This window comes from Streptococcus sp. FSL W7-1342 (genome assembly GCF_037966635.1).
GTDB lineage: Bacteria > Bacillota > Bacilli > Lactobacillales > Streptococcaceae > Streptococcus > Streptococcus salivarius_D.
Genome location: NZ_CP150200.1, coordinates 2152474 through 2165085 on the forward strand (window position 1 = coordinate 2152474; position 12612 = coordinate 2165085).

A 12612-nucleotide genomic window follows, 5' to 3' on the forward strand; every position below is an offset into this window, starting at 1 on the left:
AAGAGAATATGGGGACGACTTTGTTAAAAAGTCTATTAAAATCAACCCTAGAAATCAAAAATTTATCAATGATATCTCTAAAGCTTTAAGTACCGAGAAAGATTTAAAAAATATTATTGTTCAGATAGAACCTGTACCATACACCATACACGACGCTCTATACTTATGAGAGGGGACATTCTAAAGCGCTAGGTGGCTATTATGATTTTTCACTTAAAGATGCTCTACGAAACAATCAACTTACTGTTCAATTGAGTTTTCCTTCTGGTTCCACGACTAAAGAAATTGACTTACATTCTCAATTAGAACAGGTACTTAAAAACTCTGAACTACCAGATGGATGGTATATCTTAAATCAAAATAACGACTTTCCAAAAGAGGTACATATTGATGACAATCAAATTAGAATTAACTGAAGAAAGAACTCAGAGAGAATTATCTGAGGAAGAATGGGCTTTCCCTATTTGGAGATGGGCAGCTTTCTCACTATTTGACACCCTAATCCTAGTTAGTCCCTTGACAAGAGAATTTATTTATCCAGGGGGGAGTGATTCTCGTTTTTACCTAGGTAAATCATTGGGTAACTTGATGCTAGATGATACACAACGCTTCATCTTTATTATTATCATTCTAACTCTGTTGCTACCTGCTTTTGCCTTAATCATAGAAAGCCTATTATTTTCAAAAGGATATCCTCTACTTTCAATAATATGTAGCTGTCTAATTTTTGTTAGTGCAACAGTCCTATTTGTCTATAGTCTCAGTATTGTCCCAGATTTTTGGAGCTTTACAATTTATTGTTATATGCTTTACCTTCTCTTCAACATAGGTAACTCCCTCAGAAAAATCAATAGAATCATCAATCTTAGGCAGAATAACACCAAAGCATAACAGCCTCTATCTACATAATACTCCCCTTTTAGTATAGGAATGACACAAATGAAACAAAAAAATCTTGTCTACTCTAAAGTTGACCACCTAGCTAAAAGCTTAGATATTAATTTTAAAAATCATTTTAGGAATACTCTAGACTCCTGTCCCAGAAATAAATTTCACTCCTTTGGTAGCAAATAAACAATGTAATTCATAGTAAAAAAGATCAACAATAATATGTTGATCTTTTATTTTTACTCTAAATCTTTCAGAATGTCTGTAAACCTATGCGTAAACATAGCTGTCATTCCCCATATATTTTCTGTCAAGTTTCTGTAAAAAGGAATATGACGTTCACTATACCCAAAATTGTATTTTTCTCTGTTTTTTACCAGGAAAAATGGGAAATCTTTCGCATCACTCAAGGTAGAAGTCACTTTATAATAAATCGGATTCTCTGTCAACAACGTGTCAACATAAACTGTAAATAATCGTTTCACCTCTTCATTTGGATGAATATCCTCCCAATTTTCTATATTTATCTTTCCAACAAAGCAATGGATGGTTCTCCCCTGATGAATCAGATAATCAATCTCTCCCCAAATGTCAATTCGATCAGGAGTTAAGTTTAGTTCCTCACAAGTTTCTCGTATAGCAGCTTCTTGAAAAGTCTCACCGTCTTCAACACGACCACCAGGAAAAGAGACCTCACCTGGTTGAGAAATATGCTCACTTCGTACTTGGTAAAGGATTTGATACTTATCAGTTTTTACATCATATATCAAGGGTAAAAGCACTGCATAGCGTCCTTTCTCCCCTAGTGGCTTCGGCTCGTAATGAGCTAGTTTATCTTTAATAGTCATAAGAACTCCTTGACTTCATATTATCATAAAAAAGAAGTTATCCCTATTATATAAAATTTTTATATATAAAATATTGACATATCCTTCTAAAAGAGATACACTCAATGTGTAAAATAATTATATATAATTTTTATACATATCCTAAAAGCAAAGGAGCACACTATGTATTTTCCAACATCGTCAATCCTGATAGAGTTCCTAATACTAGCTATTATCGATAGAGAAGACTCTTATGGCTATGAAATTAGTCAAACCATTAAGCTTGTGGCTAATATCAAGGAGTCAACACTTTATCCTATTCTAAAAAAGCTTGAAAAAGCAGGTTATATGACCACCTATAGCCAAGCATATCAAGGGCGTAAACGTAAATATTACAGTATTACCCAAGAGGGAAAAAATCATCTTCAATTTCTTAATGAAGAATGGTTAACCTATAAAGAAACCCTCGATGGTATTGTAGAAGGGAGATTAAGACATGACAAGGACTGAATATATAGCCAAATTAACAAAATATCTACGAAAATTACCACAAAAGGACTATGAAGAGGCCCTCGAATATTTCATGGAATATTTTGAAGAGGCTGGACCTGAAAATGAAGCTCAGGTTATTGCAGAATTGGGTACACCTAAGGAAGCAGCACATGAAGTCATTAGTCGTCTTCTAGACGAAAAGATTATTGAGGATAAGAGTAGCTTACGTAATAAAACAACTATCCTCTGGATTGCGATTCTAGCTGTTTTAGCTAGCCCAGTCGCCTTACCAATTCTACTATTCTTTCTAGCTATGCTATTGACACTTCTTTTGATTATTTTTGCAGTTATAGTGACTGCCTTAGCTCTTACTTTTGCCTTACTCATTAGTGGTGTTTACACTTTCTTTACAAGCTTCTCTCTCTTAAATATTTCACTAGCTTCAACACTATTTGGAGGAGGCCTAGGTCTATTGATGTTTGGAGGAGCACTCTTACTGCTTTTGATTTCATTTGAAATCTGTAAACTTATTGTAAAGCTAATTACCCTATTGATTAAATGGCTCATCAAGAAAGGAAGAAAATCATGAAAACTTGGAAAAAGATTGTCCTCGGAGTGTCTCTTATCTCTCTATTTTTAGGAGGAGGATTAGTAGCTTGGGGTTATAGCCAAGGTGGCTTAACAGATTTACAAAATAAAACTATAAGTGAGCAAGATTATGTCAAGAAAGAAGTTGAGGACTTCAATAAAATTGATATTAAAAGTAGTAGCTACAATGTGCTTATAAAAAATGGTGACGTTGACAAAGCAACGCTTTCTTACTACCAAAAAACAAAAAATCCAATTGACACATCTGTAAAGGATGGTCAATTGACTATCAATGATAACAACTCTGAATTAGATTCAACTTCTAACAAACATATTAACTTTTTTGGATTAAAAGATTTAGTAAGGCTTTCTACTCTCAACGAGGAAGTCAGAAATAAAACCATTGTCATTACACTCCCTAAAAAACAAACGATTGATTTTTTAAAGGTTGATTTAGCAACTGGAAATCTAGATTTAAGTAATAGCACTATCAAACAAGCAGACATCAATCTAAATGTCGGGGACCTAACTTTTACTAAAATGATTGTCAGCAACCTAAAAGCTAATCTTGATGTTGGTAGTGTTGATAGTGATCATACACTTTTTACTAACTCAGATTTATCTATTGCAATGGGAGATTACTCTGGAGATAACCTGATTTTCAATGGTCACAATAAACTTGATGTTACATCCGGTGATATTGAAATAGCTCTTAAAGATTACACGCTCAATGTTCAAGCCGATAGTCATTCAGGAGAGGTGGACATCACAAATAACCTTAAGATCTCAAAGGATAACACACTAACCATTACCTCAGACCTCGGTGATATAACTGTTGAATAACATAAAAAGCCAGCTCACATTAGAGCTGGCCTTTAGTTTATTCATTTTCAGACTTTGGTCTATAAATAATAATACCTACAACTACAAAAATAAGTAAGAAAATGAATAACATACGTACTTGATTTGAGATTTGTCCTGTCATTGAAATAGTTTGACGAAGACCTGATACGGAGTAGGACATTGGTAAGAATGGTTGGACGACCTTAAAGAACTTAGGACTAAGTTCAATTGGATAAGTCCCTGCACTAGAACCTAGCTGCAAAAGGAGCATAATCATAGAAGCAAATGCACCATATCTATCATCCCAACCCACAAGGGCTGTAACGAGCGCCATTAAAGTCCATGCTGCAAGGAGAATCATACCAAATGTAGCTAATGGATGATTTGGTTCAACTCCCACAAATCGAATGGCAATATAAAGGGCAATTGCAGCCATAGTCGTAATGATACCATTGATAAAGAACTTATTCTTAGCCCAATCAAAACGGCTCGTAAAGTTTCTTCCTGTCAAGCTCTTAGCAAAGATAACATTAGTTGAAAGAGCGACAACCATAAGAGAAACAGAAATCATATATGGAGCCATCCCCACACCATTAGTGTCAACCTTATCCTTATCAGTTTTCTTCTCTTTAAGCGGAGCACTAACTATTTTGGCATTGTCTGAGTTTACAGAAACAAGAGATAATTGCTGATTAGCCTTGTTTAATGAATCAGATAATGTAGAAAGGTTGGTTGACAGACTTGTCAATCCACTTGTTAAGGTATTTCCGCCCGTTGCTAATTGTTGAGCTCCTGTATTGAGAGCACTTGTACCACTCTGAAGAGTAGCAAAACCAGTCATTAAACTACTACTGTTAGCATCTAGAGTTTGAGCACCACTGGCAATCGTTGACACTGCACCAGTATAAGTTGACAAACCAGTTGAAAGTGCACTTGCACCTGTTGCTAGAGTATTTTGAGCGGTTGATACACCTGAAGCCACTTGAGTTGCTCCTGGTGATAATTGATTGACAAGTACTGAATTGACATTAGCAATATTAGCTTGCATTGATGATACCGTTGATGAAGCTACAGGGAGAAGAGCATTCGCCGAACTTGCAATGCCTGAAATAGACGTTTGTAGAGAAGCCAAACTACTTGAATCTCCGCTACTAGTTGTTGTCGTACCTGTCAAGCTAGATAAAGCAGTTGACATACTTGACACATCAGATGCAATAGTTGAAGCATAACTACTAGCTGTAGAGCCTGCATTACTAATTGCCGATGTAATCTCTGCTTGTTGATCTGCGGTCAAGCTTTGATAAGCAGCTGTTCCTTGTACCGCAGCCAAATCATTTGCTTTATCAGTTGCACTAGCTGTAGCTATAGAGCTAGCTGCAGAAGAAATATTTGAAAGATAAGTCGCTATTGAACTTGTATCTACTGATGTTGTTGATGTTCCACTTGGTAATGATGTGTTACTTATCGCTGTATTAAGATTTTGAATTGCTGTATTTAAATCAGTTAAATTAGTTGATAGGGTTGACAACTGTGCTTGCTGTTCTTCAGATAAACTTGTTGCTGTAGCCATTTGACTGAGCGCTGTTGACAACGAATCTGCACCTGTAACTAAGGTATTCATGGCCTCTGCTCCTGATACAAATTGACCTGCAGCAGAATTAACAGCCTCAGAGTTCGCATTTAACTGTGACAAAGCGCCTGACAAAGTTGACACACCTGAAGTATAGGCAGACGCGCCTGAACTCAAGGTATCAACACCTGTAGCCAATGTTTGTGTAGATCCAGCAAGAGTTCCTAAGCCATTTGATAAGGTCTGACTCCCTGACTGAAGTGCGCCTGCACCTGCATATAATTGCCTAGCCCCATTCGCTGCAGTTCCCATACCACCCTGAAGTTGAGACATACTCCTAAAGACAGCTCCAACATAAGTTGATGTAATATTTTTAGAAACAGTATCCTTCAACTTAGACATGGCAGAATCGCTCATTTTTGAAGAAACGAAGCTATGTCCTGCTGTTGTTTGATAAGAAATTTCCAGTTTCTTAGGATCATTTGTCAAAAGACTTGCTGCATTACTTGAGAGGTTTTCTGGAAAAGTGATTACCATATAGTAATCACCATCCTCAATTCCTTTTTGGGCTTCATTTTCAGTCACAAAGTGATAGTCTAGATTTTTGTTTTTAGACATATTGTCTACCATATCATGACCAATATTCAGAATCTTATTCTGGAAACTAGCACTCTTATCTTTGTTCACTACTGCCACTGGTAAGTGTTTGACATTACCATAAGGATTCCACATAGAAGACAAAAAGATTAGATTATATAAAGCAGGTATCAATGAGACACCAATAATTGTTATCCAGAGCTTTGGACTTTTAAGAAGAGCCTTTAATTCTGCTAACATATTTCTCCTTTTTAGACATTGTGTTTATTTTTATGATATAATCAATTATAAACTCATTTACCTGAAAATCAATGTTAAACAATCGATTTTTGGACACATAGTCTAAAAGTGTATAAAAGGAGATTTGTATGTCAAAAGATCAAAGACGCGCGCAAACAAAAAAAGCTCTTTTAGATGCTTTAGTAATATGTCTTGAAGACCAAGATTTCAATGATATTACTACCATTCGTCTGGTTCAAACAGCTGGGATTAGCCGTTCGAGTTTTTATACCCACTACAAAGATAAGTATGAAATGATTGATAGTTATCAGAAAGAGCTTTTCCACAAGCTAGAGTATATCTTCGATAAATATGAAGGAAAGAAAGAGGGAGCCTTTCTCGAAATCTTTGAATTTCTCACTCGTGAAAAGCTCCTATCAGCTCTATTGTCTACCAATGGATCAAAAGAAATTCAAGATTTTCTGATACATAAACTTCAGCGTATGATAGCTGAGGACTTCATTGATCCCACTGCTGAAGAAAGAGCTCTTAAAGGATTCGAGAAAGACTATGCCAGTATTTATTTTGCACATGCTATTTTTGGTGCTTGTCAAGCCTGGATAAATAAAGGTAAAAAAGAATCACCTCAAGAAATGACAGACTTTCTTCTACGATTTATTCCACAATAAAATCACTTCAAAAGCATAAAAAAGCTGCAAACCATTTCAATAGTTAAAGCAGCTTTTTTCTTTTACAATAAAATCCTTAAAATAAGGAAATGATAAGTGAAAGCAAGGTCAAAATTGCGGGTCCGCCTTGCGTTAAAATAATTTTCTTATTGGCAGTTATAGCACCATAAATAGCAGCAAAGAAAACATTGAGTACAAAAACAGTTACAAGTAACTGACTATTTGTAAAAATCCCATATAAGAGGAATATAGCAATCAAACCATTGTAAATCCCTTGATTTTTAAATAAGTTTGTAATAGAATCACGTTGAAGTTCTTCTTTGCTCATATTGAAAACACGACTAGTCGTGTCTGAATGTGTCGCAAAAGTTTCCAAATACATGATATAGAGATGCTCCAAAGCAACAATCCCAGCTAAAATTAGTGTAATAATAGACATAGTAGCCTCCTTCTTAAATAACTTTGACAGTATATCAAAAGTGAACCTTTAAAACAACATGCATGCTTCATACAATTTGAAATATGGTAAAATAAAGAATGAAAGAGAGGTTCTTATGACAAAGACAGAAGTAATCCAACGTCTCCAAAAAGATCTGGGAATTCCTAGATTTCAGGCTTATATAGAGGATAAAGATTACTCCGAAGAGGAGTACGACCAACTAAAAAAAGATTTTGAAGCCTATTTCACCAACTACGTTTCAAATGTTTCAGCAGATTTTGAAGGCGGATTGGATAATAAATAATTTATACCTCAAAATCATCTATTATCATATTACGCCCCCTAGTCACTTGTATTAGACTAGGGACTTTTTTTATTAGAAAACAAACTTGTAACTAAACAAATAACTGAACAAACTCAAAAATCAATGATTTAAGATAAACAAAAAAGCCCATAACAACGGGCTTTTTGCAAAATGAATTTTAAAATTAAAGCATTTTGTTGTAGAATTCAACGACAAGTGCTTCGTTGATTTCTGGGTTGATTTCATCACGTTCTGGAAGACGTGTCAATGAACCTTCAAGTTTTTCAGCATCGAATGATACAAATGCTGGACGTCCGATAGTAGCTTCTACTGCTTCAAGGATAGCAGGAACTTTAGCTGATTTTTCACGAACTGAGATTACTTGACCAACTTCAACGCGGTATGATGGGATATCAACACGTTTACCGTCAACAAGGATGTGACCGTGGTTTACGAATTGACGTGCTTGACGACGAGTAGTTGCAAGACCGAGACGGTAAACAACGTTGTCAAGACGACGTTCCAAAAGAACCATAAAGTTGAAACCAAGTGTTCCACCTTTAACTTTAGTAGCTTGTACGAACAAGTTACGGAATTGTTTTTCACCCAAACCGTATGAGAAACGAAGTTTTTGTTTCTCAGCCAATTGCAAACCGTACTCTGAAAGTTTTGAACGGTTGTTTGGACCGTGTTGACCTGGTACGTAGTTACGACGTGCCAATTCTTTACCTGTGCCTGTAAGTGAGAAACCAAGGCGACGTGATTGTTTCCATGATGGACCTGTATAACGTGACATTAATAATGTCCTCCTATAAAAAATATTTTTAGGAAATAACGTTTTAGATAAACCTGATTCGTTCAGAAAGACTTCGCCCAAACAGCAAAGGTTACTTTTCTAGCCGACTTCCTGTTGACGAGCTTCATTTTATCCTGCTATTATTTCACATACTTTAACATTTTACCACGAAAAAAAGCCCAAGTAAAGGCTTTTTCTTATTTATTTTCGATTTCAGCTTGTTCCTCAGGACTCAAATAACGAATGAGAGTCTTCTCAGTCAAAATATCTGAATAAGTGTAAGATTCAACATAACTATTATTAATAGCTCCTGCTTGAGAACTGAAGTCTTGATATTCAACAATAAACAATGATGGATAAACTTCTGTCAATCGACCAATTTTATTCTTTTCACGTTTACGTCCATTCTCTAGGGTTAATTCTACTAGCTGACCTTCATGTGACTTAATAGCTTCCTTGATGTTTTTCATCTTCGCAACATCTGCAAATGCATCACTCATATGTATATATATCTCCTTAAATCTGAAAATTATGATTCCTCAAACTGAGCAATCGATGAAAATTTATTGTATTCTTTTTGGAATAGTAACTTGACTGTTCCACGCGCACCAGCACGGTTTTTTTCTAGGATAACTTCGATTGTATTATCTTCAATCGCATTCTCTGGTTCTTCACCTTCTTTTCGGTAGTAATCATCACGATATAAGAAGGCTACAATATCGGCATCCTGCTCGATAGATCCTGACTCACGAATATCAGACAAGACTGGACGTTTATCCTGACGTTGTTCAACCCCACGAGATAACTGACTCAAGGCAATTACAGGAACTTTAAGCTCCTTGGCCAGAATTTTTAACTGTCTTGAAATATCTGAAACCTCTTGTTGGCGATTTTCTGGTCGCGTCCCTGTAATCAACTGCAAATAGTCGATCACAATAAGACCGAGACCACCCTCTACTTCTTGTGACAATTTACGAGACCGTGCACGAATCTCAGTAATCTTTATACCAGGGGTATCATCTATATAAATAGGTGCCTCAGCCAATGCCCCTTGAGCAATCATCACATTATTCCAATCTTGCTCTGTCAATTGACCTGTACGTAAAGCATGGGAATCAATCATCCCTTCAGCTGCCAACATACGATCAACCAAGCTTTCTGCACCCATCTCTAGAGAAAAGACTGCAACAGCTTTATTTTGCTTGGTACCAACATTCTGAGCAATATTCAGTACAAAGGCTGTTTTACCAACTGCGGGACGAGCTGCTAAAATAATTAATTGATCAGGGTGTAAACCTGTTGTAATCTTGTCAAGGTCACGGAAACCTGTCGGCAACCCAGTAACATCTGATGTTTGCTGTGAACGCATCTCCAAAGTATTAAAATTGACATCAAGAACTTCAGATATTTTGCGGAAACCACTACGATTGCTATGCTCTGAAACATCAACTAGGGCCTTCTCAGCATTCGCAATAATTTCATCAGATTCAGTAGCGCCCTCATATGCTTGGTTGACAGTCTCTGTCAATCTATTTATAATACGGCGAAGCATGGCTTTCTCAGCCACAATCTTAGCATAATACTCAGCATTTGCGGATGTTGGGACACTATTGACCAAATCTACAAGATAAGAAATACCCCCTATATTTTGGAGGTCATCTTGGTCATCTAGAATGGTGCGTACTGTCGTGGCATCAATGGCATCATTTCGATCCGACAGCGTTACCATTGCTTTAAAAATGACACGATGGGAATACTTGTAAAAGTCGTCTGCTTCGATAAATTCTCGAACTGTAATCAACTTTTCCGGGTTAATGAAAATAGCCCCTAGAACAGACTGTTCCGCTACTAAATCATGAGGTTGCACTCGTAATTCTTGAGCTTCTGCCACAATTATTCCCTCCTTTACAAGATTTACTTATAGTGTCAACGAATTACTCAGCACTATTTTTGATGTTAAGTTTAATTTGTGCACTCACTTCTTTATGAAGCTTTACAGGAACCTCAATTAGACCAATCGCACGAATAGGATGTTCAAGTTCAATATGGCGTTTATCAACTTTGATACCAAATTGTTTTTGAAGTCCTTCTGCAATCTTTTTGGCTGTAATTGAACCAAAAGTACGTCCGTCTGGTCCGACCTTCTCAGTAAATTGAAGACGATTTTCTTCTTTTTCAAGTTGCTCTTTAACTTGCTTCGCTTCAGCCAACAACTCTGCTGCATGTTTTTCTTCAGATTTTTGCTTACCTTTCAACTCACCGATAGCTTGGTTTGTCGCTTCCTTGGCAAGATTCTTTTTAATCAAGAAGTTTTGAGCGTAACCTGATGGTACTTCTTTAATTTCGCCTTTTTTACCTTTACCTTTAACGTCTTGTAAGAAAATAACTTTCATTTTAGTCCTCCTTGGGAGCCAATTCTCCCATAATAGTTTCAATCAATTTATTTTTTGCTTGAGCAACACTACAGTCTCGCAATTGGCAGGCCGCTAAGTTGAAATGGCCTCCACCACCCATTTTCTCCATAATACGTTGTACATTAATCGTTTTATGGCTTCGAGCAGATATATTCACAGTAGAATCACTGGTCCTAGCGACAACAAAAGTTGCTTCGATACCTGCCATGGCAAGCATCGTATCTGCTGCCTTAGAAATCACAACATTATTATAACATTTAGGATTATCACCTGAGGCAACAATGATATCATCTGTAATACGTTCACCTGCTAGAATTAGCTCATTGATACGTCGATACTCTTCAAAATCAGTAGCAGAGATCGTTTGGATTTCTCCACTATCACTTCCTAAACTACGCAGATAAGAGGCGACATCAAAGGTTCGACTAGTCACACGAGTTGAGAAATTTTTAGTATCCAACATGATACCTGCCATAAGGATAGAGGCTTGGATTTTACTCAAACGTTCTGGGGCACCTTGGAATTGCAACAACTCCGTAACCAATTCACAGGCTGAGCTCGCCCCACTTTCAATAAAGGTCAAAACAGCATTTTCAGGAAAATCATCATCTCGACGGTGATGGTCTACAACAATAACTTCATTAAATCGATCATAAAAATCCTTAGATAAGGTTAAATTGATTTTAGAATGGTCAACCATAATTAACAACGAATGTTGGTTGACTAACTCTTCGGCCTCTGAAAGTGTAATAAGAGGTGACTGACCATCTTCTTTTAGCCGTTCGACTGCACGCTCAATATCTGCATTCATAGCCGTATCATCGTAAACAGCATAGCTTTTTCGAACAATTTGACTGGCAAAATGAGCCATACCGACAGTTGCCCCTAGAGCATCCATATCGAGATTCTTATGTCCGACAACAAACACTTTTTCGACTGTTTTCAACTTATCAGAGATTGCAGTCATCATGGCCCTTGTTCTTGTACGAGAACGTTTTACTGTTGAAACAGAACCTCCTCCAAAATAAAGAAGTTCCTTGTGATCATCGTTTTCCTTGACAACAGCTTGATCTCCACCGCGAACTAGTGCGATATTTAAATTCTGCAAGGCAACCTGACCGATTTGATCATGCTTAAGCGTACCAAATGAAATTCCCATGCTCAAAGTCAGTGGTAAACCACGCTCCTGAGCCTGCTGACGGAAGTCATCCAAGACAGAAAACTTTTGATCCATGAATTCTGTCAAAACACTGTAGTTGGTGAAGAAGTAAAAACGATCACCTTCAATACGTCGATAATGAATATGCTTGGCCTTAGCAAACTCAGAAATAAACCCTGCCACAAATGTGTTGATTTTTGAAACATCGGCATCAGGTAAACTTCCTGTCACATCGTCGTAGTTATCAACTGAAATAATCCCGATAACAGGACGAGTCATATTTGGATCAGCATTTTCATCTTGATCATAAACATTGTCAATAAAATATGTCAACTTATTGTCAAAATCCACAAAAGCGGCATATTTATTATCACCAACGGTTATCACATTCGAAGGTGACCCCTTTCGTTTCTGGGAAATAAAATCCGCAATCAACTGCTTATTGAAATTTCCATTTTCATCCGAAAGTACTAGCTTCGCATAGGGGTTGAACCATTCAATATGATCGTTCTCATCAAAAGTAATAACCCCAACAGGCATCTTTCCGAGAAGGGTCTTCAAAGAATCTTCAACATCCTGATTCAGTTCATCTAATTGCTCTATTTCTAAGGACTCATATGTTGTCTTTTGGTAATGCAATAAGGCAACAACTACTACCATAATAATAAAAAGCGCAAAAATGAGTGCAGACTCCGATTTTAGTACGCGAACAAAAATAGTAGCAATTCCAAAAAGAATTAGCCCAATCATTACAAGATGAATCGTTGCAAAGTGAAATCTTTTCATA

At 36.7% G+C, this 12612-nt stretch carries 14 protein-coding genes; 6 read left to right on the top strand and 8 right to left on the bottom strand.

The annotated features are described in order from the left end of the window. Positions 1-390 precede the first annotated feature (390 nt). Complete coding sequence (locus NSQ79_RS10145) at positions 391-891, top strand: hypothetical protein (protein ID WP_045769320.1); 501 nt, start codon at positions 391-393, stop codon at positions 889-891. 236 nt (positions 892-1127) lie between these two features. Here NSQ79_RS10145 and NSQ79_RS10150 read toward each other — a convergent pair whose 3' ends face one another. Further along, positions 1128-1736 carry a CoA pyrophosphatase gene (locus NSQ79_RS10150; protein ID WP_014632495.1) on the bottom strand — a complete coding sequence of 203 codons (609 nt, stop codon included), beginning with the start codon at positions 1734-1736 and terminating at the stop codon, positions 1128-1130. A gap of 162 nt (positions 1737-1898) precedes the next feature. Here NSQ79_RS10150 and NSQ79_RS10155 point away from each other — a divergent pair, with 162 nt between their 5' ends. From NSQ79_RS10155 to NSQ79_RS10165, 3 genes are read left to right on the top strand one after another with little or no spacing between them, the layout of a single operon-like run. Then, a complete protein-coding gene (locus tag NSQ79_RS10155) occupies positions 1899-2225 on the top strand; it encodes a PadR family transcriptional regulator (protein ID WP_014632494.1) in 327 nt (108 codons plus the stop codon). Next, a complete protein-coding gene (locus NSQ79_RS10160; RefSeq protein WP_045001322.1) occupies positions 2212-2796 on the top strand; it encodes a DUF1700 domain-containing protein in 585 nt (194 codons plus the stop codon). The genes NSQ79_RS10155 and NSQ79_RS10160 overlap by 14 nt, the downstream gene beginning before the upstream one ends. After that, positions 2793-3638, top strand: coding sequence for a DUF4097 family beta strand repeat-containing protein (locus NSQ79_RS10165; RefSeq protein ID WP_079119911.1), 846 nt, complete (start codon positions 2793-2795; stop codon positions 3636-3638). The genes NSQ79_RS10160 and NSQ79_RS10165 overlap by 4 nt, the downstream gene beginning before the upstream one ends. Before the next feature lie 37 nt (positions 3639-3675). Here NSQ79_RS10165 and NSQ79_RS10170 read toward each other — a convergent pair whose 3' ends face one another. Beyond that, positions 3676-6045: a YhgE/Pip domain-containing protein gene (locus NSQ79_RS10170; RefSeq protein ID WP_045001319.1), complete on the bottom strand. Its 2370-nt coding sequence runs from the start codon at positions 6043-6045 to the stop codon at positions 3676-3678. Positions 6046-6173: 128 nt separating this feature from the next. On the opposite strand from NSQ79_RS10170, the gene NSQ79_RS10175 reads away from it, so the two are divergent. Then, the gene (locus NSQ79_RS10175) at positions 6174-6713 is read left to right on the top strand and encodes a TetR/AcrR family transcriptional regulator (RefSeq protein ID WP_002885702.1); all 540 of its coding nucleotides are present in this window, start codon (positions 6174-6176) and stop codon (positions 6711-6713) included. A gap of 76 nt (positions 6714-6789) precedes the next feature. Here NSQ79_RS10175 and NSQ79_RS10180 read toward each other — a convergent pair whose 3' ends face one another. Then, a complete protein-coding gene (locus NSQ79_RS10180) occupies positions 6790-7152 on the bottom strand; it encodes a DUF1304 domain-containing protein (protein ID WP_013991329.1) in 363 nt (120 codons plus the stop codon). Positions 7153-7267: 115 nt separating this feature from the next. Here NSQ79_RS10180 and NSQ79_RS10185 point away from each other — a divergent pair, with 115 nt between their 5' ends. Next, positions 7268-7456, top strand: coding sequence for a hypothetical protein (locus tag NSQ79_RS10185; RefSeq protein WP_002885644.1), 189 nt, complete (start codon positions 7268-7270; stop codon positions 7454-7456). Between the two features lie 184 nt (positions 7457-7640). Here the strand turns inward: NSQ79_RS10185 and rpsD are convergent, their stop codons facing one another. The 5 genes from rpsD to NSQ79_RS10210 form a co-directional block, all read right to left on the bottom strand. Then, the gene (rpsD, locus tag NSQ79_RS10190) at positions 7641-8252 is read right to left on the bottom strand and encodes a 30S ribosomal protein S4 (protein WP_002885833.1); all 612 of its coding nucleotides are present in this window, start codon (positions 8250-8252) and stop codon (positions 7641-7643) included. 197 nt (positions 8253-8449) lie between these two features. After that, the gene (locus NSQ79_RS10195; protein WP_002885699.1) at positions 8450-8752 is read right to left on the bottom strand and encodes a Veg family protein; all 303 of its coding nucleotides are present in this window, start codon (positions 8750-8752) and stop codon (positions 8450-8452) included. 29 nt (positions 8753-8781) lie between these two features. Then, positions 8782-10143, bottom strand: a complete 1362-nt coding sequence (gene dnaB, locus NSQ79_RS10200) for a replicative DNA helicase (protein ID WP_002885809.1) — start codon at positions 10141-10143, stop codon at positions 8782-8784. Between the two features lie 43 nt (positions 10144-10186). Next, on the bottom strand, positions 10187-10645 hold the full coding sequence (gene rplI / locus NSQ79_RS10205; RefSeq protein ID WP_002885729.1) for a 50S ribosomal protein L9: 459 nt from the start codon (positions 10643-10645) through the stop codon (positions 10187-10189). A gap of 1 nt (position 10646) precedes the next feature. After that, complete coding sequence (locus NSQ79_RS10210; protein ID WP_013991330.1) at positions 10647-12611, bottom strand: DHH family phosphoesterase; 1965 nt, start codon at positions 12609-12611, stop codon at positions 10647-10649. Between the last annotated feature and the right edge of the window lies 1 nt (position 12612).

Coding starts and splice junctions, on each gene's coding strand:
- NSQ79_RS10145 (WP_045769320.1), top strand. CDS start 391: ATGACAATCAAATTAGAATTAACTGAAGAAAGAACTCAGAGAGAATTA.
- NSQ79_RS10150 (WP_014632495.1), bottom strand. CDS start 1,736: ATGACTATTAAAGATAAACTAGCTCATTACGAGCCGAAGCCACTAGGG.
- NSQ79_RS10155 (WP_014632494.1), top strand. CDS start 1,899: ATGTATTTTCCAACATCGTCAATCCTGATAGAGTTCCTAATACTAGCT.
- NSQ79_RS10160 (WP_045001322.1), top strand. CDS start 2,212: ATGACAAGGACTGAATATATAGCCAAATTAACAAAATATCTACGAAAA.
- NSQ79_RS10165 (WP_079119911.1), top strand. CDS start 2,793: ATGAAAACTTGGAAAAAGATTGTCCTCGGAGTGTCTCTTATCTCTCTA.
- NSQ79_RS10170 (WP_045001319.1), bottom strand. CDS start 6,045: ATGTTAGCAGAATTAAAGGCTCTTCTTAAAAGTCCAAAGCTCTGGATA.
- NSQ79_RS10175 (WP_002885702.1), top strand. CDS start 6,174: ATGTCAAAAGATCAAAGACGCGCGCAAACAAAAAAAGCTCTTTTAGAT.
- NSQ79_RS10180 (WP_013991329.1), bottom strand. CDS start 7,152: ATGTCTATTATTACACTAATTTTAGCTGGGATTGTTGCTTTGGAGCAT.
- NSQ79_RS10185 (WP_002885644.1), top strand. CDS start 7,268: ATGACAAAGACAGAAGTAATCCAACGTCTCCAAAAAGATCTGGGAATT.
- rpsD (WP_002885833.1), bottom strand. CDS start 8,252: ATGTCACGTTATACAGGTCCATCATGGAAACAATCACGTCGCCTTGGT.
- NSQ79_RS10195 (WP_002885699.1), bottom strand. CDS start 8,752: ATGAGTGATGCATTTGCAGATGTTGCGAAGATGAAAAACATCAAGGAA.
- rplI (WP_002885729.1), bottom strand. CDS start 10,645: ATGAAAGTTATTTTCTTACAAGACGTTAAAGGTAAAGGTAAAAAAGGC.
- NSQ79_RS10210 (WP_013991330.1), bottom strand. CDS start 12,611: ATGAAAAGATTTCACTTTGCAACGATTCATCTTGTAATGATTGGGCTA.